Annotated in this window: 19 protein-coding genes, 2 tRNA genes and 2 rRNA genes; 12 read left to right on the top strand and 11 right to left on the bottom strand. The window is 51.0% G+C overall.

Going from position 1 to position 23,426, the window contains the following annotated elements; genetic code table 11:
• Position 1: 1 nt before the first annotated feature.
• The 4 genes from VFT64_12435 to VFT64_12450 form a co-directional block, all read right to left on the bottom strand.
• Positions 2–871 carry a prepilin-type N-terminal cleavage/methylation domain-containing protein gene (locus tag VFT64_12435; GenBank protein ID HEU5048637.1) on the bottom strand — a complete coding sequence of 290 codons (870 nt, stop codon included), beginning with the start codon at positions 869–871 and terminating at the stop codon, positions 2–4.
• A 421-nt stretch (positions 872–1,292) separates the two neighbouring features.
• Positions 1,293–1,368 (bottom strand) — tRNA-Ala (locus tag VFT64_12440).
• 179 nt (positions 1,369–1,547) lie between these two features.
• A 5S ribosomal RNA gene (gene rrf / locus VFT64_12445) occupies positions 1,548–1,662 on the bottom strand.
• A gap of 99 nt (positions 1,663–1,761) precedes the next feature.
• A 23S ribosomal RNA gene (locus VFT64_12450) occupies positions 1,762–4,559 on the bottom strand.
• A gap of 405 nt (positions 4,560–4,964) precedes the next feature.
• Here VFT64_12450 and clpS point away from each other — a divergent pair.
• The 4 genes from clpS (at position 4,965) to VFT64_12470 (ending at position 8,079) form a co-directional block, all read left to right on the top strand.
• The gene (gene clpS / locus VFT64_12455) at positions 4,965–5,300 is read left to right on the top strand and encodes an ATP-dependent Clp protease adapter ClpS (protein HEU5048638.1); all 336 of its coding nucleotides are present in this window, start codon (positions 4,965–4,967) and stop codon (positions 5,298–5,300) included.
• Positions 5,297–5,722, top strand: coding sequence for a 6-carboxytetrahydropterin synthase (locus VFT64_12460; protein ID HEU5048639.1), 426 nt, complete (start codon positions 5,297–5,299; stop codon positions 5,720–5,722). The genes clpS and VFT64_12460 overlap by 4 nt, the downstream gene beginning before the upstream one ends.
• A gap of 79 nt (positions 5,723–5,801) precedes the next feature.
• Positions 5,802–6,743: an ABC transporter ATP-binding protein gene (locus VFT64_12465; protein HEU5048640.1), complete on the top strand. Its 942-nt coding sequence runs from the start codon at positions 5,802–5,804 to the stop codon at positions 6,741–6,743.
• Entirely contained in the window at positions 6,727–8,079 is a 1,353-nt protein-coding gene (locus tag VFT64_12470) for a hypothetical protein (protein HEU5048641.1), read from the top strand. The genes VFT64_12465 and VFT64_12470 overlap by 17 nt, the downstream gene beginning before the upstream one ends.
• Here VFT64_12470 and ruvB read toward each other — a convergent pair.
• The gene (gene ruvB / locus VFT64_12475; protein ID HEU5048642.1) at positions 8,039–9,073 is read right to left on the bottom strand and encodes a Holliday junction branch migration DNA helicase RuvB; all 1,035 of its coding nucleotides are present in this window, start codon (positions 9,071–9,073) and stop codon (positions 8,039–8,041) included. The genes VFT64_12470 and ruvB overlap by 41 nt on opposite strands.
• Before the next feature lie 211 nt (positions 9,074–9,284).
• Here ruvB and dctA point away from each other — a divergent pair, with 211 nt between their 5' ends.
• Positions 9,285–10,562 carry a C4-dicarboxylate transporter DctA gene (gene dctA / locus VFT64_12480; protein HEU5048643.1) on the top strand — a complete coding sequence of 426 codons (1,278 nt, stop codon included), beginning with the start codon at positions 9,285–9,287 and terminating at the stop codon, positions 10,560–10,562.
• 68 nt (positions 10,563–10,630) lie between these two features.
• Positions 10,631–11,395 carry a phosphate ABC transporter ATP-binding protein PstB gene (gene pstB, locus VFT64_12485; protein ID HEU5048644.1) on the top strand — a complete coding sequence of 255 codons (765 nt, stop codon included), beginning with the start codon at positions 10,631–10,633 and terminating at the stop codon, positions 11,393–11,395.
• 139 nt (positions 11,396–11,534) lie between these two features.
• On the opposite strand, the gene VFT64_12490 is transcribed toward pstB, so the two are convergent.
• Positions 11,535–11,741 (bottom strand): DUF1150 family protein, encoded by a 207-nt coding sequence (locus VFT64_12490; protein HEU5048645.1) that lies wholly within the window; start codon positions 11,739–11,741, stop codon positions 11,535–11,537.
• Positions 11,742–11,879: 138 nt separating this feature from the next.
• On the opposite strand from VFT64_12490, the gene VFT64_12495 reads away from it, so the two are divergent.
• Both VFT64_12495 and VFT64_12500 read left to right on the top strand, forming a co-directional pair.
• The gene (locus VFT64_12495; GenBank protein ID HEU5048646.1) at positions 11,880–13,703 is read left to right on the top strand and encodes a sensor histidine kinase; all 1,824 of its coding nucleotides are present in this window, start codon (positions 11,880–11,882) and stop codon (positions 13,701–13,703) included.
• Between the two features lie 452 nt (positions 13,704–14,155).
• A tRNA-Arg gene (locus tag VFT64_12500) sits at positions 14,156–14,232 on the top strand.
• Positions 14,233–14,326: 94 nt separating this feature from the next.
• Here the strand turns inward: VFT64_12500 and VFT64_12505 are convergent.
• Positions 14,327–14,842: a PepSY domain-containing protein gene (locus VFT64_12505; GenBank protein ID HEU5048647.1), complete on the bottom strand. Its 516-nt coding sequence runs from the start codon at positions 14,840–14,842 to the stop codon at positions 14,327–14,329.
• 227 nt (positions 14,843–15,069) lie between these two features.
• Here VFT64_12505 and VFT64_12510 point away from each other — a divergent pair, with 227 nt between their 5' ends.
• The 3 genes from VFT64_12510 (at position 15,070) to VFT64_12520 (ending at position 17,911) form a co-directional block, all read left to right on the top strand.
• Positions 15,070–15,963 (top strand): hypothetical protein, encoded by an 894-nt coding sequence (locus VFT64_12510; protein HEU5048648.1) that lies wholly within the window; start codon positions 15,070–15,072, stop codon positions 15,961–15,963.
• Positions 15,964–16,256: 293 nt separating this feature from the next.
• Positions 16,257–17,489, top strand: a complete 1,233-nt coding sequence (locus VFT64_12515; GenBank protein ID HEU5048649.1) for a hypothetical protein — start codon at positions 16,257–16,259, stop codon at positions 17,487–17,489.
• An 86-nt stretch (positions 17,490–17,575) separates the two neighbouring features.
• Positions 17,576–17,911, top strand: coding sequence for a GlpM family protein (locus VFT64_12520; GenBank protein HEU5048650.1), 336 nt, complete (start codon positions 17,576–17,578; stop codon positions 17,909–17,911).
• Here the strand turns inward: VFT64_12520 and VFT64_12525 are convergent.
• From VFT64_12525 to VFT64_12540, 4 genes are all read right to left on the bottom strand, one after another.
• Positions 17,908–18,429 carry a cytochrome b gene (locus tag VFT64_12525; protein ID HEU5048651.1) on the bottom strand — a complete coding sequence of 174 codons (522 nt, stop codon included), beginning with the start codon at positions 18,427–18,429 and terminating at the stop codon, positions 17,908–17,910. The genes VFT64_12520 and VFT64_12525 overlap by 4 nt on opposite strands.
• Before the next feature lie 20 nt (positions 18,430–18,449).
• Positions 18,450–18,944, bottom strand: a complete 495-nt coding sequence (rplI, locus tag VFT64_12530; protein HEU5048652.1) for a 50S ribosomal protein L9 — start codon at positions 18,942–18,944, stop codon at positions 18,450–18,452.
• A gap of 75 nt (positions 18,945–19,019) precedes the next feature.
• Positions 19,020–20,600 carry a hypothetical protein gene (locus tag VFT64_12535; GenBank protein ID HEU5048653.1) on the bottom strand — a complete coding sequence of 527 codons (1,581 nt, stop codon included), beginning with the start codon at positions 20,598–20,600 and terminating at the stop codon, positions 19,020–19,022.
• Positions 20,601–20,649: 49 nt separating this feature from the next.
• Complete coding sequence (locus tag VFT64_12540) at positions 20,650–21,945, bottom strand: aminotransferase class I/II-fold pyridoxal phosphate-dependent enzyme (GenBank protein ID HEU5048654.1); 1,296 nt, start codon at positions 21,943–21,945, stop codon at positions 20,650–20,652.
• A gap of 398 nt (positions 21,946–22,343) precedes the next feature.
• Here VFT64_12540 and VFT64_12545 point away from each other — a divergent pair, with 398 nt between their 5' ends.
• Positions 22,344–23,426: a hypothetical protein gene (locus VFT64_12545; protein ID HEU5048655.1), complete on the top strand. Its 1,083-nt coding sequence runs from the start codon at positions 22,344–22,346 to the stop codon at positions 23,424–23,426.

A 23,426-nucleotide genomic window follows, 5' to 3' on the forward strand; every position in this document is an offset into this window, starting at 1 on the left:
CTTAGAAGCCAGCTTTAAATATCAGCGAACAGGTGATGCCCGAGTTAGTTACCGTATAGGTCGCTGTTGCTACGGTACTGCTTGAGGTGCAGTTGTTCTGATACGAAGCCGCTCCTGTCGGAGGCAGGGACATGACAGTTCCCGTTGCGGGAAGGGCATTATCGATCTTTTTATCGATGCTATAAGCATCCAGCGCGCTCATGACGGGATATAAATTGATTCCCAGATAGTTATTATTCGCGCCCGTATCCTGAGCGCCGTAAAAATAAGCATGATTGCAGAACCCATTGAGGAAATAAGAAGAACCGGTGGTGACGCAGAGATAAAATGCGGAGAACCCCGCATTGGAGCTGATGCGGGAACCTGGCACATTCAAGCCGGTAAGCACCCAGGAGCTGCTGCCGGAATTAAGGTAGGAATGCCGTGCAGTAAGCCCTCCCGCATCAATGAGCTTTGCCATCGAAAGGTGGTGCCAGAATAATAATCCCTCATCATCCTCAACATTCGCGGGGCCAGGCCCACCACCGCCGAAAGTGCCATTCCCATCACCATTGCAGGTTTGAGAATTAGTGCTGGTGCTCATCATATTCATGCAGCTTGTCGTATAATTATCGCTGGCATTCCCTCCTGCATTACCAAAAAACTGCACCGCATTGGTGGCATCTCCGGGAATCTGTCCGTATTTATTGCGAAAAGTCTGCGCCGCCGTATCGTATTTGCCTATCTGGGAAATAATATAATTGAGCTCGGACGCCCTGATAAGATCCCGCCCGGCCAGAATCCCGCCAACAATCAACCCGATAATCACCAGGACAATAGAGAGTTCGATAAGCGTAAAACCGTTTCTGGGGAAATGGGAACGCAATGGCATACGGTTGTGTTTCATATATCAGATATTAGAAGTTGTGAACAATCGTAAGCACATAGTAAAGAAGCGGAATACACATGAGGTAGATAAATTGCGTCAACAGACGCCTTGCAAAAGATACACCCTCCGAGGCCATATAGAGAGTAATCACTTTTATGAAAATACCTGTAACAACTCCATAGCACATAAAATCGAAAAGTATCACCCCCATCACATAGCCAGGGCCATCATTTTCCGAATGAGGAGCATTAATGTCATGATAACCATAGGCCATCAAACCGATGTAGACGATACAAAGAGCAATAAAGCTTCGTTTACCTGGCATCAGTTGAAGGATAAAGTAGGGTATGCCAAAGAACAAAGAGGGCCAAATGTAAAATAGTGCAGTTAACACTTAATGATACATAAAATTAGAGAGAATAAGTGGTGGAGGTGAACGGAATCGAACCGATGACATTCTGCTTGCAAAGCAGATGCTCTACCAACTGAGCTACACCCCCACTCGAAGCAAGGCAAAACTAGCCGGAACTGGGTTTTAGTCAAGAAAAATTTGCGAAATTTCACCAACCTTTTTTGAACGCCAAACTGACAGAGTATTGCACTTGTAAAAATACGCTACAAACGAAAAACCCCGATGTTTCCATCGGGGTTTTTTATCAAATAAATACTGGCTTTCAAGGCTTGGCAGCGACCTACTCTCCCAAGACTTAAGTCTTAGTACCATCGGCGCGGAGCGTTTTCACGGTCGTGTTCGGGATGGGAACGGGTGTTACCCACTCGCAATAACCACCAAGCCATGAAAGCCAGCATTTATTCACAAATATGTGAAAGGTTTTTCTGTAGATGCACTAATGTGCCAACTCATTTTTTGCACTGCATGCAATGCAATTAAGTGTATTAAATCAATCGAGCTATTAGTAACGCTCAGCTTCATGCCTTGCAGCACTTCCACATGCGTCCTATCAACGTGGTGGTCTACCACGGCTCTAATGGGGAAAACTCGTTTTGAGGCGGGTTTCACGCTTAGATGCTTTCAGCGTTTATCCCTTCCGTACATAGCTACCCTGCGGTGCGGCTGGCGCCACAACAGGTACACCAGAGGTACGTCCAACCCGGTCCTCTCGTACTAAGGTCAGATCCTCTCAATTTTCCTACACCCACGGCAGATAGGGACCGAACTGTCTCACGACGTTCTAAACCCAGCTCACGTACCACTTTAAATGGCGAACAGCCATACCCTTGGGACCTTCTCCAGCCCCAGGATGTGATGAGCCGACATCGAGGTGCCAAACGATTCCGTCGATATGGACTCTTGGGAATCATCAGCCTGTTATCCCCGGCGTACCTTTTATCCGTTGAGCGATGGCCCTTCCACAAGGAACCACCGGATCACTATGACCGACTTTCGTCTCTGCTCGACTTGTTTGTCTCGCAGTCAGGCAAGCTTATGCCATTGCACTCTAATGGATGATTTCCGACCATCCTGAGCTTACCATCGCGCGCCTCCGTTACGCTTTAGGAGGCGACCGCCCCAGTCAAACTACCCACCATGCAGGGTCCTAGCGCAGGATAACTGCGCGTAGTTAGATATCAAGCATCACAAGGGTGGTATTTCAAGGACGACTCCACCTCAGCTGACGCCAAAGCTTCAAAGTCTCCCACCTATCCTACACATGCGACACCTAATACCACTGCAAAGTTGTAGTAAAGGTGCACGGGGTCTTTCCGTCTAACCGCGGGAACTCCGCATCTTCACGGAGAATTCAATTTCACTGAGTCGACGCTGGAGACAGTGGGGAAGTCGTTACGCCATTCGTGCGGGTCGGAACTTACCCGACAAGGAATTTCGCTACCTTAGGACCGTTATAGTTACGGCCGCCGTTTACTGGGGCTTCAATTCAGTGCTTGCACACCTCCTTTTAACCTTCCAGCACCGGGCAGGCGTCAGACCCTATACGTCATCTTTCGATTTCGCAGAGCCCTGTGTTTTTAATAAACAGTCGCTACCCCCTAGCCTGTGCCGCCCCATCATACTTGCGTACAAAAGGGCCCCTCTTCTTCCGAAGTTACGAGGGCAATTTGCCTAGTTCCTTCAGCATCGTTCTCTCAAGCGCCTTGGTATACTCTACCATTCCACCTGTGTCGGTTTAGGGTACGGTCTAATGATGGAGTTATTTCCTGGCACTGCTTCACCGCCCGAACAATCCAATAAGTTCGAACAATTTACGCAATGCGTCACTTCCATCTGGCTCACGAATATTAACGTGATTCCCATCGACTACGCCTCTCGGCCTCGCCTTAGGGACCGGCTAACCCTGCGCAGATTAACTTTACGCAGGAACCCTTGGAATTTCGGCGACAGAGTTTCTCACTCTGTTTGTCGTTACTCATGTCAGCATTCTCACTTCTCATACCTCCAGCACACCTCACGATGCACCTTCACAGGCTTAGAGAACGCTCCGCTACCACTTACTTGCGTAAGTCCTAAGCTTCGGCGGGTGGTTTGATCCCCGTTACATTTTCGGCGCGGGAACGCTTAATTAGACCAGTGAGCTGTTACGCTTTCTTTAAAGGATGGCTGCTTCTAAGCCAACCTCCTGGTTGTTATGGCGTTCCTACATCCTTTCAAACTTAACCACCACTTTGGGGGCCTTAGCTGTAGGTCTGGGTTGTTTCCCTTTCGACAATGGACGTTAGCATTCACTGTCTGTCTGCCGGGTAGTACTCTTGGGTATTCGGAGTTTGGTTGGGTTTGGTAAGTCTTTGGGACCCCCTAGCCCATCCAGTGCTCTACCCCCCAAGGTATTCGCCCGACGCTCTACCTAAATAGATTTCGCGGAGAACCAGCTATTTCCCAGTTTGATTGGCCTTTCACCCCTAACCACAGTTCATCCCCGACCTTTTCAACGGGCGTGGGTTCGGTCCTCCAGCAGGTGTTACCCCACCTTCAACCTGACCATGGCTAGATCACTAGGTTTCGGGTCTAATACGTCTAACTAAATCGCCCTATTCAGACTCGCTTTCGCTACGCCTACACCTACCGGCTTAAGCTTGCTAGACACATTAAGTCGCTGACCCATTATACAAGAGGTACGCTGTCACACCTTGCGGTGCTCCAACTGCTTGTAAGCATTCGATTTCAGATACTATTTCATTCCCCTTATCGGGGTGCTTTTCACCTTTCCCTCACGGTACTAGTTCACTATCGGTCGATAGAGAGTACTTAGGCTTGGAGAGTGGTCTCCCCATATTCAGACAGGATTGCACGTGTCCCGCCCTACTCGAGAATTAGTATGCTTTCTACTTATACGGGGCTATCACCCACTATGGCTGACCTTTCCAGATCATTCTAATTCTTACACACTAACTACTGGCCTAGTCCCCGTTCGCTCGTCACTACTAAGGGAGTCTCTGTGATTTCCTTTCCTCCGGGTACTTAGATATTTCAGTTCCCCGGGTTCGCTTTTAAACCCTATGTATTCAGGTTTAAATACCTTTTAACTATACCTGTTAATTGTTACCCGTGATTGCTCACGAATAACTGAGAACAGGTATAAAGGTGGGTTTCCCCATTCGGACATCCCCGGATCAAAGCTTTTTGGCAGCTCCCCGAGGCTTAACGCAGCCTAACACGTCCTTCATCGCCTTCTATCGCCAAGGCATCCATCAAATGCTCTTATCATATTTAATACACATATAATCAGTTAATTAATTATATGCATTTTTGAATTACATCACATGCAGAACAAAAAACTGCTCTGCAAGCGAAGAGTTTGGCACATTATTTATCAGCATCAACTCTTATGATTAGAATTTTTATTGCTACAAAGTCATCACAACTTCGTAGACTTTCTAAAAATAAGGGTTTTATCAGAAAAACCTATTCACAATTTCATACAGCAGGCTGTCCAAGTAATCGTCTCTTTTTCAGCGCCCCTTCTTGCGTCGGGAGGGCATTAATAGCTACATTCCCCCCCAATCGTCAACAACAATTTTACGATTTTTTAATTTTTTATGATTATTACGTAATTTCAACATGTTGGCGATCGCTGTGCGGACTTCCCATCTTTCAGTATATAGTTTATAATGCCCTTCCATGAGTACACAGATCATAAAACCCACCCAGACAAAACCGGACGGCCTCGTCGTAATGGAGCCCAAGACCCGTATCAAGACGGCACGGCCGCCTTTATATAAGGTCGTCCTGTTAAATGACGATTATACGCCAATGGACTTCGTCGTTCTCGTGCTGAAGGAATTTTTTCATAAAGGTCATGAGGATGCGATCAATATCATGCTGGAAGTGCATAACCAGGGCTCAGGCACCTGCGGCATTTTCACGCGTGACGTGGCGGAAACCAAAATAGAGCAGGTTATGGCCGCCGCCCGGCAGAGCGAACACCCGCTGCAGTGCGTAATGGAAAAAGAATGACAATCACCTGCACCCGCCGCATCGAGTTCGATGCAGGCCACCGTATCCTGGAACATGAAAGCAAATGCAAGTACCTGCATGGCCATCGCTATGTAATAGAGGCGACATTTGCAGCGCAAGGTCTCGACAATCTGGGCCGCGTGATCGATTTCGGCACAATCCGCGAGCTGCTCGGCCAGTGGATCGACACAAACTGGGACCACACCACTATTTTATGCGAAGCTGACAGGGAGTTGGGCGAGACCATCTCCGCCCGCACCGGCCAGCCCGTATTCTATATGGAGAAAAACCCTACCGCCGAGAACATGGCGCAATACCTGCTGGAAACCGTGTGCCCTGCCCTGTTTGCAGGAAAGAATGCCAAATGCACACGCATCCGCCTGTATGAAACGCCGAATTGTTACGCGGACGCAACGGCATAAGCACATCACAGCCATTGCCATCCCTGCCTGCATCCTGTAGATTGAGCGCACGCTTCTCATCATAAACGGGGTGCTGCGAGTGATCACCGTCCAGAATCTGAGCTTTGAATATCCGGGAAAACGTGCACTCGATCACGTGAGCTTTCACGTGCCCGCAGGCAGTATTACAGCGCTTGTCGGCCCTAACGGCGCTGGCAAGACGACCTTACTGCGCTGTATCGCTGCACTGGATGAACCGCTGGAAGGCAATATTCTGGTAGACGGTATAGATACCTGCCTGCATCCGCGCCAGGTGCATCGCGTATTGGGCTACCTTTCCGACTCTTTCGGGCTTTATGACGATCTGACCGTGGAGCAATGCCTGATCTTCACCGCCCGCGCGCGCCAGGTGGCGGAGGCCCGAATAGCCGCACAGGTGGAATGGGCTGCGGCCGCGCTGGAACTCACGCAATACCTGCCCAAGAAAGCGGGCACGCTCTCACGTGGATGGCGCCAGCGCGTCGGCATCGCGCAGGCGATTATCCATTCTCCGAAGCTCCTGCTGTTGGATGAACCGGCTTCCGGCCTCGACCCGGAAGCGCGCATTGCACTTTCCGCGCTTTTGCGTAAATTATGCAGCCAGGGCATGACGATTCTCGTCTCATCGCACATACTCGCGGAGCTGGAAGATTACTGCACCTCCATGCTCGTGCTGCGAAATGGCCATATTTCCGAACCGGTGCCACCCGCCGCCCCGTCCGAAGAAAGCTGCATAATAGAAGTGACATTGCTGGAAACATCTTCTGCCGCTTCTTTCCTGCCGCTGCTGCAATCCCATCCCGCCGTGCGCCATACCCATGCGGAGGGCAATCTCATCCGTCTTTCCTGCCACGGCACGGAAGCTCACCGGGTGGATATATTGCGGCTGCTGGTCACGCGTGGCGCTCCCGTAAGTTCCTTTACCGTTAAACATGCCCGCCTGCAGGATATCTATTTGTCACTGGGTACGCAGAAAGAGCAAGAAGATGCGCCTGAATCCTGAACTGCAACGCTATGGCTGGCTGGAGTTTTCCTGGCAGCGCCTTCTGATTGCCCCGGCGCTGCTGGCGGCAATTTACCTGCTGGCAAGCCGCACGCCTATTATCGCAATGCAGCTTATTATCCACCTCAGCAAATATGGCTTTCTCATTCTTGTGCTGCTCTGGGGTGGCAATAAAGCCGCACGCTGCGTGACCGAAGAAGTCGCCGCCAACACCTGGGACTGGCAGCGCCTTTCCTCGCTTTCCCCGCCATCGCTTGCATTCGGCAAAATCGCCGGGAACGCTATCTATAACTGGTATGCAGGCGCACTATGTCTGGGATTGTACGTCTGGGGCTGTGCACAAACCGGGCAGCCGACCGATCTTATCCTGCGCAACTGCACCCTGTTAGTAACAGGCGGCATTCTGTGTCAGACTGTAGCACTGCTGGCAAGCCTCATAACCATGCAGGAAGCAGGGGTAAGAAGAAAGCGATACGCTTCGCTCGGAGTGCATATCGCTGGTCTTCTGGCTGCTTTAATACCGCTGCGCCAGGTAAATGAAACCGTCACTGTAGAACCCTTGCCCGGCAGTAATATGGAGCATATCTGGTGGTATGGCTCATCCTATCCGGAAACCGGCTTTGTTACTGTTACCACCTTACTTGCCTGTGCGTGGGCAATTGCCGGAATTTACTGGCAGATGCGCGGTCAGCTGCGCATGCGGACCGGCCCATGGCTATGGGCTGCTTTCGGCCTGTTTGCGATAGGCTTCTGTGCGGGATTCGATATAGGGGCGCTCAATGGAAAGACGCTTGCATTTACCGTCAGTCTCGCGCTGTTCTATATAATAGCTATCCTTGAGCAGTGGGACGGTCTGACCTGGCGCAAATTGCTGACACACTGGAAGAACGGAAAGCGCATGGCGTTTTCCTGCCTGCTGCCACGCTGGGTCATCTCGCTGGTGTTCTGCTCGCTGATCACAGCCTATGGATATATAAGACAGGAAGAGAGCCCACTATTGTTTTCAGCACAGCTCGTATTCGCAATGCGCGACATCGCCCTATTGCACTATTTCCACCTGCACCCGAAAAACGCCCGCGCTAACGCTTCCACAATCCTGACATTGGCAATCCTCTATATATTGCTGCCCTGGCTTGCATTTACTGCACATAAAACGGAGCTGATGCTGTGGTTCATGCCACTATCCGCAGCCGGTCATACCGCAACCCCAGTGATCTCTGGTATCATTCAGACCGCTATTATCCTTGTATTGGTATATTGGCGCTGGCGGAATTATTGGGGAAACCCCACCACCGCTACTCGTCCAGCAAATCCGCCTGCACAGGCACAGTCTTAGGCGGTTTCATGCCGATATGCGTAAAGGCCTTGGGTGTGAGCATGCGACCGCGCGGCGTACGCTGCACGAATCCGCACTGGATCAGATAAGGCTCAATTGTCTCCTCCAGCGAATCGCGCTGTTCGGCAAGCCCCGCGGCAATGGTTTCCACACCGACCGGTCCGCCCTGGTAATGCTCCGCGATAAAACGCATATAGCGATGGTCGGAAGCATCGAGCCCCAACCCATCCACATCCAGCCGCCGTAGCGATTCGTCCGCAAGCTTGCGGTCAATCCCTGCCAGACCCTGCGCCTGTGCAAAGTCGCGCACACGCCGCAGCAACCGCACAGCGATACGCGGCGTACCGCGCGAGCGCCGCGCAATTTCAAGCGAACCTTCCTTGCCGATATCCATATTCAGAATACTGGCTGCACGTTCGATCACATGCTGTAGCTCCTCCACCTCGTAAAACTGTAGTCGCAGCGGAATGCCGAAACGATCGCGTAGCGGGTTGGAAATCAGGCCAAGCCGAGTAGTCGCCCCAACCAGCGTGAAAGGTGGCACATCAATGCGGATCGTGCGTGCAGCGGGCCCCTCTCCGATAATCAAATCCAGCTTGAAATCTTCCATCGCCGGATAAAGCACTTCTTCAACGGCAGCGTTAAGGCGGTGGATCTCATCCACAAACAATACATCGCCTTTCTGAAGACTGGTAAGAATCGCCGCCAGATCGCCCGCTTTGGTGAGAATCGGACCGGAAGTCGCGCGGAAACCCACACCCATTTCCTTGGCGATAATCTGCGCAAGCGTGGTCTTCCCGAGCCCCGGAGGGCCGTAAAGCAGCGTATGGTCGAGCGCATCGCCACGCGCACGCGCCGCTTCAACAAAGACACGCAGATTTCCGCAGGCCTGGCGCTGCCCCGTGAAATCGGCGAAAGAAAGCGGCCTGAGCGTGCTCAGGGTCACATCTTCTTCACTGAGTTCCGAGGAAATGATACGCGCCTGCTCTGTCATGAAATACCAATAGGTCCAGCTGAATGAATCGCGAATGATACTCTTACAAAATATTAAGATAGGCAAACATTCTTTACCCGAAAGCCTTTGCTGCGCCGCAACATTTTTGCGGCACATTCGCGGATTAATTGGAAGCAGATTGAAATAATTCCTTGAATATCGGCGGATTTTATACTTTATGTTATGAATTCCAAAGATAGGGACCGGAAAATTGAAAAAGCCTTTTTATAAAGATCTGTTCCTGCAGGTAATCGCGGCCATCATCCTGGGCGTCATTTTCGGATATGTGAACCCTGCCGCGGCCTCAAAAATGAAACCGCTGGGCGATGCATTCATCAACCTCATTAAAATGATGATCGCGCCGATCATATTCTGCACTATCGTCTCCGGCGTGGCTGGCATGGGCAGCATGAAACAGGTCGGCCGTGTGGGCGTAAAGGCACTGCTGTGTTTTGAAGTCATCACCACATTCGCTCTCGTCATCGGCCTGATACTCGTCAAGATCCTGCATCCGGGCGCGGATCTCAATATCGACGTCAGCAAGGTGGATACCACCGTCGTCAAAAGCATCGGTCATGTGGAAGAAGCCTCCACAGTCGACTTCCTGATGCATATTATTCCCTCCACATTGGTGGGCGCGTTCTCCAATGGGGAAATCCTGCAGGTGCTATTGGTAGCAATCCTGTTTGCAATGGCCCTGCCCGCCCTTGGCGAACGCGGCAAGGAGATGCTGAACTTTCTCGACCTATTCTCGCACATTCTGTTCAAGATGGTCGATATTATTACCAAACTGGCCCCTCTCGGTGCATTCGGCGCCATGGCCTTCACAGTCGGCCGGTTCGGCATCGGCTCGCTGAAGGATCTGGGCGAACTGGTAGCTATATTCTATGTGACCTGCGGACTGTTCATTATTATCGCCATGTGGCCGCTTATGCGTTTCTACTGCCGCCTGAGCACCTGGCAGTTCCTGAAGTTTATCCGCGAGGAAATTTTCATCGTGCTGGGCACCTCCTCTTCCGAATCCGTACTGCCGCGCATTATGGAAAAGCTTGAAATTCTGGGCTGCAGCCGTCCAGTCGTCGGCATGGTCGTGCCGACCGGTTATTCGTTTAACCTCGTCGGCTCCTCGATCTATTTCACGATGGGCGCATTATTTATCGCCTATGCTACCCACACGCAGATCACTTTATGGCAGGAACTGACCCTGCTCGGCGTATTGTTGATTGCCTCCAAAGGCGCGGCGGGTGTCACCGGCAGCGCATTTATCGTCCTTGCAGCCACTTTGGGCTCCATGAAAATCATGCCGCAGCAGAATCTGGATATCGGCCTCGCCCTGATCTTCGCCGTGGATCGCTTCATGTCTACCGGCCGCGCCATCACCAACCTCATCGGCAACGGCATTACGACCATTGTCGTGGCCAAATGGGAAAATGCGCTGAAGCACGAACAGGCCGAGCGCCTGCTGCGGGAAGGCTGCCCGGATATATAGAACCGTAAAAACTTGCTTTTTCCGTCTTGCCAGCTTAGAACAGGAAATCAATTCAATGACGGCGGAAAATGGCCAGTATACCTAAAATCTCCAGCCGCGGGCTGAATGTCTTTTACGGGGCAAAGCAGGCGCTGTTCGACATCAATATTGATATCGAATCCAATGCCGTAACGGCATTTATTGGGCCTTCCGGCTGCGGGAAATCGACTTTCCTGCGTACGATCAACCGCATGAACGATACGATCGAGAGCTGCCGCATCGAAGGCAAAATCCTGATCGATGGGGAAAATATCTATTCCGCCGGCACCGATCCCGTCCAGTTGCGCTCGCGCGTGGGTATGGTCTTCCAGAAACCGAACCCCTTCCCCAAATCCATTTACGATAATGTCGCCTATGGCCCGCGCATTCACGGCCTGTTCGACAAGAAAGCCGAGCTGGACGCTATTGTGGAAGACAGCCTGACCAAGGCAGGCTTATGGAATGAAGTGAAAGACCGCCTGCGCGAACCGGGCACGAGCCTTTCGGGCGGCCAGCAGCAGCGACTCTGCATTGCGCGCACTATCGCCGTAAGCCCCAAAGTCATTCTGATGGACGAACCCTGCTCCGCACTCGACCCTATCGCCACGGCCAAAGTGGAAGAGCTGATCAATGAGCTGCAGGAACAGTATACGATTGTCATCGTCACCCACTCCATGCAGCAGGCCGCCCGTATTTCCCAGAAAACGGCATTCTTCTATATGGGGAAACTGCTCGAATACGGTAACACGGAAAAACTTTTCACCCACGCTGAACACCAGCAGACACGCGACTATATCACCGGCCGCTACGGCTGACATACAAAGATCATACTAAAAATAAAAAGACAAACAGAGCGGAAACTACCCGCAGTCAGAGGACTGCGTCCTTTAGTCACCGAAGGCGTTAGTTTCATCGCGAAGGTCAGCAGACCGAAGCGGGAAAGATCCAATAAACTCAATGAACGCTGAGCGGTGCAAGGTTATACTGGCGCGCGGTAAAAAAGGCCGACTCATAGCTTTCAAACACAGCAAGCTGCTTGCCATCGGCAAGATGTACGGCATAACCGGCTTCACCATTGGATGAAAAAGGCTTGATATAGGCGATATTGTCCATCTCCAGGGTCATGGCCGATTCCTGTAGCGCTTCCGGTAAAATATCCATATCCGCCTCCTTAATGCTGATATTCCCAGTATAGCAGCAAACCGGGCAGCGTGTATGAATATTTCGTGACAGAGGGCAATCCCTACATGCCTGTTATTGATTGTACATTTGCAATAAATACTTTAATCTGCTCACGTTATGAACAAATCCTCCATGCCAACCGGCTTTGTGTTCTTTATGGCGCTCCTTGCGCTCCTGCTTGTGACGGGCAGCGTAACCTACGAGACATGGCTGGAACATAAGGCCATGATCGTCCGCCAGATGGAGACGGAAGCCGCCCGCATCGACAGGGCGCTCATTATCGAAGTCGAACATTCCTCTCATATTCTTCTCGGCATCGGCCAGGAAATGACGCATATGGACACGAGCAACCTCAACAGTATCGCTATCCTGCTGCGCTCGTTCGATACAACCGCCACCGTCCACCATGTTTTTTCGTGGATCGACGCAAAGGACAATAACGTCGTCAGCAGTAATAAAGGCGTTCACCCGGCAATTGATGTCTCGGACCGTGACTTTCTGAAGAAAAGCAAAGCCAATCCCGGAAGAATCGAAATCGGCGATCCGATCCACGGCAGGGTTTCCGGCCTGTGGGCTTTGCCCGTCGGACTGGGCCTGACGGATGCCACCGGCCAGTATACCGGCACCGTGCTCATCAGCATGGATATCCACACGATTACGGCGGATCTCCAGCGTGCGGTGAAAGACTCCGGTATTTACTTTGCCATTTACAGCCCCAATCTCCTTCCCCTTACCCACAGCATTTCAGAAGAAACGCCGATCAAATTCACCGACTATAATAATAAGCTGCAATCCCTGGACATGCAGAAACACCCTTCCGGGCTGGTCGCCTTCTCTTCCCCGTTCGATCCGCAATCGGCCTATGTTTATTATGAAAAATCCGCTACCTACCCTTACGTAATCGTACTGGGTTTCGACCGTAATGCCGAAATGGAGATGCTGAATTCGCTGCTTGTGCCGAGGCTGCTGGAAATTCTGGCACTGAGCGCATTGATGCTGGGCGTCATGTGGCTTATACGCTCGCGTATTGTCCAGCCTATCACGGAACTGGCCGTCATCACAAATGAGATCGCCCACGGCTCACCATTTCGCGACCCCGCAACCACCAGCGGCATAGGGGAAATGCAGGCCCTGACGCGCCAAATCCGCAAATTAAGCGACTACCTGCATGAAATCCGCATCATTCAGGAAGAACAGCGCACCAAGAATATCATGCTGAGGAACGGCAAGCTTGCTGCCGACCTGAGCAAGAAAATCAAAACCGATTTCATGGCCGCTATGAGTCATGATCTGCGTATTCCGCTTAATACGATCGTGGGCTTTGCCGAAATCATGAAGAACCAGAATTACGGCAAGTTCGACAGCGCGCAATACGCCCAATACGCTCAGGATATCTATGATGCCGCCCGGCAGATGCAATATCTGATCAACGATATCAAAAAACTCTCCAGCGCCGAGGCCGCCATGGCCCAGCTTCAGGAAAAGCCGATTGAGATCAAGATGATGCTCGGCAAGGCACTGCGCCTGGTGGGCAAGGTCGTAGCCGAAAGAAGACTCGCCATTGAAATCAAAGTGCCGGACAACCTACCGACCATCCTGATGGATGAGCACCGTTTCGAACAGATTATCGTCAATATCGCGCTCAATATCGCAGGCAACAGCCCCCCAGGCAGCAACATCATTATCCGCGCCTATCACGAGAAGGATTACAATAATAACGACAGTTTGTGCATCTCGTTCGACTCCATCCCCGGCGCCGTGAAATCGGAGACAGAACCCAGCAAGAGAAGCAAACCCAATGTGGGCCATCTGGGCATTCCGCTGACGAAAGCGCTCGCCGCCATGCATGAAATACAGCTTGAGATCAAGAACAGCATCGGCAAGCCCGCTTCCATCACCCTGCGCTTCCCGAAGGAACGCATCGTCGGCACTCCGGCATAATTAAAGATTGCCAAACTCCAAAACTTCTATATAACCACGCACGCAAAAAAAAAACGCAGGGCCGTTCCTTGGGAACGCCGCTGCGTGCAGTAGTCAACAACTTTAGGATGGTGTTTTAGCGGTATGCCCCCAGCTCCAGTATCTGGGAAGCACTAAATGCATTATGGGTACAAATCAATAAAACCCCCGTAAAAACGACGCTGAGAAACAGCGCTATACCAGCAAGTATCCGAGCCAAATCTCTCTCCTGTTTTGTAAAATACATCATATTGCTAGTAGATAGTGTAGAAAAATAATTCATGCAATAAAAAAATGTGGAATAATACAAAACCACTTAATTATTATGTGAATAAGCGCAAATATTCTCTAAAAGCGGCCAGCACAGAAACAGGCAGTGATTTGCTAATAAGTCTTGAAAGCGGATGGATTTGCTGGCAAGAAGACTCTCGTGTGGGGCCGTAGCTCAGCTGGATAGAGCACCAGATTCCTAATCTGGGGGTCGAGGGTTCGAATCCCGCCGGTCCCACCATATTGTTATCCCCCAGCATTCATATTTCCTCATACTAGCGCCGCCAGATCGAAAGCCTGGAAAAGCTAAGGGTTAACGCCGCTTTATGAGCCTATTAATGCTCACGGCTTTCCATATGGCCAGTATTAGCATTAACGCGCGCCTTAATGCGCTTGCCATCCGCCTCAAGCTTAATCTCATACACATATTGTTCGTCTTCGCGTTCAAATTCTGCAGAGATCGCCCTTGCATGCGTCGAATCCTCCGCTTTAGCAATGGCATCAGGCATAGAAATTTTGGCAGCTTTTAATGCCGCAATCTTTTTATCGGAAATAAAGAATGCTTTAATACGGTGTTTTATCTCATCGGTTTTAGCTTCAACAACCTTGCCTGTTTCAGCATCCACCTCCACTTCCGTTATCTGGTGATCGTGCACAATGTCGATTTCATAATTCTCTTCTCCGCGTTCCTGGTCTGCTTCCAGAACTTGCCCCGGAGTATGTGCAAGTGCGGCAAGCACGGCTGCATGTAAATCATTATGTACGATATGCGTGACATTCGGTAGAGCCATAGCCGATGCGGCAAATGCAAAACAGGATAGGGTTGCGGTAATAGCGGGATTATAACGCATGATAACCTCCTTTTTAATAATGGGAGCGTTTACTAAAGCACGAGATGCCGAGGAAAAACTTGACCATAATCAAGCAGTATCATCGTCATGCTAATAGACTGATAAGAATAGTAGATTTCACCACATGACTCATATTTGCGTGTGCTGTTGCGGTCGTCATACAACCTTAACTGTAATTATTCGTTCCAATATGTTACTATATTTCCTGTCCATTTTAATCTTGCAAGATGACAACAGAAACAACAGTTCCCGTTAATTCATATCAAGAGGCTTCTGCTGAGAAGACCGCTGCTAAAACCTTGTTGCAGCGTTCCGAAGCGAAGCTTAAGGACATGTTCACCGGAGATAATCTGTTCGGCAGCGCTACGATTGCAGCCTATCTTTATCCGCAATGGAAAACTATCTCAGGTGGCAAAGCGCGCAGAGATATTGCGGGCCGTCCTGCGGCAGATAAATGGCGAATGGGGTCCAGCGCATTTGATGTATTCAGCAATGCTGGATTGTTCCTTTCCGACCGGGGAGCAGAAGCCCCTGAAGGTCATAATGTCGTTACACGAATCAAAAATACGCTTTTGCATCCGAATATATCTTCGGTTTATTTCTATCGCCTTACGCAAGTTCCCGTACAGGTGCTCTCCATAATCGCCAATGTACAAAAAGGCATGGAAGCGATGAAAGAAGGAGGCAGGAAATCGGAGCGCATTCGCCTTCTGTCAGCAGCCGTCACAGCTGTCGGCAGCTTCCTATATTTTACCGGCATGTTCGGTTCTCAAACGGAAAGGACATCCTCCAAAACAGAGCCTTCTTCCGACAATCGCAGCTTGAGCAACAAGACAGAAGAAGTGCTATATCCGGCAGATGTGGTAAAATCAGCTTTTCGCCGATACCCACGCCTTATAATGGCTGCTGTAACGGATGTGCTAGTGGATTTATCGTTATTAACGGAAGCAGTCCTGGTTAATAGGGAATCTGCCGCCGGTCAGAAAAGAAGCAGTGGAGAGCTTGCAAAAGCCGCAGCAGCCAATATTGCCCTGGATAGCAGTATTAATTACTATACCTGGGCGCAGATGGTAAAAGAATCACGCAATCCAGCAGAAAACATAAAGAGTCAGGTGAAATAGCGCATTGGGAAGTACTTCTTCAATCCGGCTGCACCGCAGACATATATTCCGCATCCGTCATCTTCTCCAGTCAATCTACCATTTGCCCTCAGCACCTCCTGAACAGCGATACACCCATGACGGTGACCGCTTCCACCTTATTCCAAACCCGACATAAAATGATATATCAATCGCTTCCCACTCAGAAACTCCCTGTATTGTAACACAATATTAACAATTCTCCGCTACAATAACGGGAGAAAAAGGTTCATTATAAAATTCTGGGATAATGACTCGGGTCTTTTATCGCGCGTATGGAACAGGTTACAGATAATATCGACAAGGAGAGCGGGCAGGCAGGGGAAGATCATCACGCCGCCCACACCAAACCGTCGCTGAATAAATCGGCGCCGTTCTGGTCGACTATTATCCCGGTGCTGGTATCCAGGCAGCTTTTCCAAAGCATCAACAAGCTGGCCCAGCCTTTCGAGAAAGGGCTGGAAGAAGGAAAATATACAAGCAAGCCGGCCCGCTTCGCGGCGCAGAATGCTTATTCGCTGTTTTTCGGCGGACTGGTTACCGCGGTCAGCGGCTTTTATGCAAAACGCAATCTGGAAGCCATCAAGACGCTCTATGCGGATGCAGTCGGCGCGGAACTCGGCAAGCCCAAAGACAACGTTACGCTTGGCGATATCCTGTTTCGTTCCAAGAACGAAGTCGTCCGCCAGAGCGCCAAGGAGTTCTGGCGCACGGGACTCGCGCGCAGCGCCGTCATTTCCACCTTTTTCGCTCCCTGGCATTTGCTTACCAAGAGCGCGGAAAAGCCGCACAATATCCAGGCCAGCATCGGCGCCGGTGCCATGGGTTTATACGTGCTGCAGAACCGCTTCCGCGAGAACACTTCGCTGCTGGAAGCATTGCAGACGATGGTGGATACGAAACTGCACCATAATAACAGCATGCCGTATGATATGATTACGGCCAACGACATCGGCAATATGCTGGTGATCCAGCACAAGACCAATAACCGCTCCTATCACTCGCCCTCACTCACCGAGCCGACGGAAAAACAGGAGATGGCTGTTTCGCAGCGCCTGGCCGACTTGCTGAATGCCACCTATCATAATACGGATAATATTCATTCCCATTTCACATTGGGAAACCTTATTTACCTGATGGGCATGGAAGCCAAGGGAACGGGCAAGACCTTCCTAGAGCAGCCCTATCCTGTCAATATGGCATATATCAACCTTGCCGATAAACATAAAGCCAAGGATATTGAAGCCGTCGCCAGTGCAATCGCCTCGGGAACCAAGTGGCAGGATGCCTTCGCCCAATACGGCATCACGGTGCCAGAACCGCAGGCAACACCTGCAGGAGCCGCTCCCGAACCCTCTGTGGAACAGGAACAGCATTTTACCCGTAAATTTGCCCCCGCCTCTGCACCCGCCACTTCCCATGCCGCCGGAATGGATGCAGGCGCATCATACACCCAGAAAGAACAGGCGCGGCAAAGTGCGGAACCCTCCCCCGCCGCCGCGCGATAGAGCATAAAAATCCCGTAATAAAACACTCGCCCCATCCAAAATGGGATGATATAGTTAAAATATGTAAATGATTTGAGGTGATTTGTATGTTGGCTTTGAAGGCGGCGATTGGCGCAGTGATCATGGTTCTCATTGCACTTTTGTCGAATTCGCGAAGCTACTATATTGCCGGATTGCTCCCCCTCTTCCCCACTTTTACACTGATCGCTCACTATAGCGTCGGCGTCCAGCGCTCGCATGGGGACCTCAAGCAGACAATCATTTTCAGCATGTGCGCCGTCGTGCCCTACATGGTGTATCTGATCTCTTCTTATTACCTGCTCGATAAAATGAGCCTGAAACTCGCTTTGACAAGCGCGGCATTGCTCTGGTGCCTGGCAGCAGCGGGCCTGCTGTTCATCTGGCCTTACATCAAAGGTTAGGTCATCCGCTGTAAAAGATTCACCCGGTCTTTAATTCGATGTTTAGCAACCGCCAGCACATGCAGCGCAATAACACCGATAAGAATCAATCCCAGATTTTCATGCGTCTCTTGCATTAATTTGCTCAATCCCCGATCCACACCGACAAGCTTAGGCAGTTCAAGGCCGAACAGCTTAACCGGAAAACCAAACCAGGTGGACATCAGATAACCTGTTATAGGCATGGCTAACATGAAACCATAAAGCGCAAAATGACCGAGTTTAGCAAGCTGGCGTTCCAGCGGGGCAATCACTTCCGGCAGCGCGGGAGCACCAAATTTCAGACGCAGGCCGATACGGATAATACAGAGGATAAAAGCCGTAACACCAAAGGATTTATGAAGGCTCATAAGAGGATCATGCCATTCATGCCCTTTGGGCAAATCAGCTACTATAAGCCCAATAATCAAAAGGCTGATGACAAGCAATGCCATCAGCCAGTGAGTAATACGTATGGATAGATGATATTTCTGCTCCATAGCCTATCTGAATCCGTTTGTTATGCTGCGGTGGGCTCCTCAGCGGGAACAGCTTCTTCTATCACATCGGACTCGTTGCGTACAACCAAAACTTTCAGCGGCACTTCAACTTCCGGATGCAGCACGATTTTTGCGCTATAAATACCGGTGTTCTTGATCGTTGCAGTCAGTACGAGCTGCTTGCGTTCCACAGCATGGCCGTCAGCCTGAACCGCTTCCGCAATGTCACGCACGGTTACGGAACCGTACAGCTTGCCGTCTTCGCTGGCCTGACGAACGATCTTAACCGACAGATCCTTCAGCTTTTCAGCTTTCTTTTCGGCTTCCTTACGGGTGGCGGCGTTTGCAGCTTCGATTTCAGCGCGCTTGGCTTCGAAGATTGCCTTGCTGTCTTTGGTGGCGCGCATAGCTTTCTTCTGCGGCAACAGGAAGTTACGGCCGTAACCGTCCTTTACCTTGACGACATCGCCTACGGTACCGAGGCGGCCGACGCGCTCCAACAAAATCACTTCCATGGTCAATACTCCTAGCCTGATTTTCAATATAAGGGCGCTTCATTAATACATTCAGCGCCCCTTGGCAAGCGTTTTTTACGCGGCCATAGCGGCAATCAGCGCTCCCAAAGCGTTAAAACGGTTGCTTCCCTGTTTTCTGCCGTCATAGATAATCCGGTCTTCATAGCCGGAAATCCACAGCGCATTGGGGTTACGCCGTGCGATAATGATATCGCTCTGCGTTTCCGCCGAATAGGGTGAACGGTGGATCTTAAAGATGATAAATCCGTCTTTAAGCGTCGCGCGGAGCGTTTCCGGCAGTGCAGCGGACATTTCATCGGGAATCCCGTCAACCACGCTGACGATCTCCATTTTGCCCCATTCCGAAGACATGGCGAAGCGCGAACGGGCCGTATCCGAAACCCCTTTCTGGGATTCGGCATGGATGCGCCATGCTTCTTCAACCGGTACGGCAAACGCCTTATGACCTTCAATCTCACGGCACTGGAATATATATTTGGGCTTCACATTCTTGCGGCGCAATTCCTGATGCAGCAGATGCAGGGCCATGGCGTCATTATTGACCTTGTCAATCATCGGGCTCTGGTTTTCCAGGCTGACAAACGGCAGGGCCGTCAGACGCTTCACTGCTTCATCGACAACGTTCAGCCACTTATAGCCGTTATTCTGGCGGATATAATTGCCTTTGATGTCACGTTCCAGGAACTCGTCCGGGTGGCTGAAATGCACGACGATATTCACATGCACGTTCGGATAATTATCGTGGAACATGCGCAGCGTATCGGCAAACGCGTCGTCAAAACGTTCGGGACGGAACGCAATTTCCTTAGTGCCGATGCGCACGATCGAAACGTCCGCAGCCGCAGCAGCCGCCATATATTCATAGAGCTTGTGATTGGTCAGCACCATCGGGTCGCCACCGGAAAGCAGCACTTCATTGACCGGGTAAAAGATATGCTTGTCATTTTCGGCAATGTCATATTCGAAAGATGCGCGCTGTTTGAGCAGCGGATATTTTTCCATATCGAGGGCAGAAACATAGGTCGGACCATTATATTCCTGACCGGTACGCATTGCGATTTCCTTGAGCGCAGTGTTATATTCGCTGACATACGAACGCAGCTCTTCCGCTTTCACAAGGCTCTTTCCGGTCGAACCGTTGAACAGGTCCAGACGATAGCAGTAACGGCAATGTGCCGAGCAGGCCAGAGCCGAATAAGCCAGTACGATCTCGTCATATTTATGCAGCAGTTTGCCGCTCAGCGCGCCGGCATAGCGGTTCTGGTTGGACGGGTCTTTCTCCCCTGTCATGTCGAAGCTTTCGCCCAGACGCGGCATTACGAGCGCGAGCAGCGCGTTGCTTGCAGGCATATCCGGCAGCACCTCTTTCCCAGTGGCTTCGTCATTCAGGCCGCCGCCCATCACCAGCGCCAGGTAATGCGGGTTGATGCCGAACACCATGCGCTTGTCCACACCGGCAGCTTTCATCTCTTCCACTTCCTGCTGTGAATAGATCTTCTGCAGCATGGCTTCGACCTTCTTCATATCGAAGCGGCCGCGTGTAATCGGGAACTGTTCGAGATCGGTTGCCGGAATGGAGGCCTTCAGATCCTGGCCGGTAATGGTAGCGGTAACAGTAGCAGTAGCGGTCGACATAACGAATCCTCTTCAAAGATAATCTTATAGGAAATAACGGTGGAAAGGCTTAGGCAACGCGGCGTTCGCTATTGAAAGCGTCAACCCAGTTGCACAGCATTTCGATACCTTCGAGCTGATGCGCGCAATGCTTTCTCAGGAAAGCCGTATCGATGACATCGGCTTTCTGTGCAGCGGCCAGCACGGCTACCCCGTCGAAATCCACATAGGCCAGACGTGCCGCCAGCAGTTTCGCAGGCATGCCGAACGCCGTGCCCGGCAGAAGCGCAACACCGGTATCGGCCAGCAGGCTTTCACACAAAGCCTGTGAAGTCGTTATACCGGCAGAGACCAGCTTGTCCGCAACCGCGCTGAAATCCGGAAACAGGTAGAAAGCGCCTTCCGGTTTATCCACGCGTACGCCGCTCGCCTGCAGACGCTCAACGCAGTGAGCGCCGAGAGCCGCAAGAATACGACGCTGCTGCTTGACATACTCCATGGTTTCCGGCGAAGCCTTGTAAGCTTCGCATGCGGCCAACTGCACAGGCAGCGTTGCGCAGGAATAGGTTTCGGACGCAATACCGAGCATCGTGTCCTTGAATTCACCGCCGAGCGCCACCGGCAGCACGGCCGTACCAAGACGCCAGCCGCCCGCACCGCACCATTTGGAAAGGCCGCCCGTAACGATCGTGCCTTCCGGATAATGCTTCGCAAGCGAGACATGACCGCCTGTATGGTGCAGCACACCGTAAATCTCATCGGAGATCACAAGCACATTGTGTTTACGTGCGACTTCACCGATGGCTTTCAGCTCGGCATCAGTATAGCTCAGACCATCGGGGTTACCCGGATAGTTCAGGATCAGTACGGACGGAACGTCTTTATCCTTCTTCTGCGCAACAGCTGCTTCCAACCCTTCCGCTGTCAGGCGCCAGCGCTTTTCAAACGTCGTCGGAATGGAAATAACGCCGTGGCCGAGCAGATGCGCCTGCGGCACGTAAGATACCCACGCCGGGGCACAGACCAGCAGGTCAGCGCGCGTAAATGCAGCCAGCACAGCATAAATCAGAATCTTGGAACCCGGGGCGATCAATACGTTTTCTGCTCTAGCATCGATACCATCCACTTTGCGGTGAAACTCGGCAACTGCCTCCCTGAGTGCAGGGATACCCTGTACGGGTGAGTAATCTTTGCGGTGTGCATTCTCCTTCAATAAGTCGATCACGTGCTGAGGTGGCAAGAAGGGCGACTGCCCGAAACCAAACTTGTAAACTTTCTTTCCTCCCTGCTCGAGGTTACGTGACTGCTCATTCAGGAGCAAAGTCTGGGATTTCTCAACAGTACGCAGGTATTTTGAAAACGACATAGTCAGGTCCTATCCTGTAATAAATAACAAATGCTGCACCGCAAAAAAGCTAAAATTGCAGCCACCATTTAATATGGGCTCGCGCAGGAAGTGTCAACCACTACACTCAGGGTTGCCTCAAATATTTTTGACAGAAATGAGAATCGAACAGAACGAATGCTGCATTGCAACATTTTTACTCATATCGGCACAAAACTATGTTCTGGCGGCAACACTTCCTGCTTTATATCTGAGTACCAGACCTGCGGCAGAAAAGACCAGACACATCTCCGCTGTTTCACTATAGCTAAACCATTAATCCTATTGTGAATTTTTCATGACGGCAGGCCGTTAAAGTCGTATTTCCGGCCCTATTATGCTACATTAATTGGATATCGAATAACCAGGAACCGGTATTTATGTCTTCACAACAGGACATACAGGACGGTGCTTTCTCGGCAAATAGCTCTGCTACATCACCGCCGCCAGATATAACGCCACCGGATGCGAAAGCCCCTGCGCCGCCCCCAAAAGAGCGGCGCCAGACATGGGACTATCTGAAATCGCGCTTTGATAAAGAACACTGGTTCGGCAGTGCAGTGCTCATCGCGCATATGACCAGCGCATACCAGACCATACGGGCAGCTCTGGTCCGAAAGGTCCACGGTGAAATAAAGCCGGATCGCACGCGCTTCTACAGCGGCATTGTCCCCATCGCAGGGTATGGCTGGTCTTTCCTGTCGGAGCGAGGTGCAGAATTTCCCAAGGGCAGAACGCTGCTGAAACGTATTATGTATACGCTAGCGCATCCGAGCCAGTGTTCCGCACAATTCGAATTCATACTGCATACAATTCCCAATGCCATGGCAACGGCCAATAATTTTATCAAGGGAGGCAGAGCACATGGATTGGGGCTGAAGCAGGGCGAGAAGGCTTATACACCTGAGAAAGTACGTCTATATACTGGGCTGCTGCAGATCGTGGGCTGGACATCCACCGGATATGGCCATTTTCGTGAACGCAAACCAGAACCTCCCTTATCGGCAATACAAACACTGGATGACGCCTATAGCGGCAAAAAGCGTAATTTTGCTGGCGTCATTAAAACGCTCTGGAAGCATGACCGAACCCTACTACTGGGCACCCTGGTAACATTGACCATGGACGCGCTTTCCTTAACGGAAGGGTTGAAGAAAACACACGGCAGCAAGGAAGAATCCAGACGCATTCTTAAAGCCGGTGCATACTATGTGATCTCCGATCTCGCCTATGACGCTTTCATCTTTAAAAGATTATTCACCAGCAATTTTGATCAGGAAACCGCAGCAAAACAGAATACTGAAATCGGCAAAGAGACCGCACATCAGGAAACTCCCACGGCTTCTTTCACGCAAAAAATCCAGCCTCGCAATCCGGCTCCCAAAATCCCTGAACGCAAACATAGCTTTACCGAGCTCGTGCAGCAGGCCACCCTGCCCGATCTTATCGAATGGTCACCCTAA

Source organism: Rickettsiales bacterium (assembly GCA_035765535.1).
GTDB lineage: Bacteria > Pseudomonadota > Alphaproteobacteria > Rickettsiales > JABCZZ01 > JABCZZ01.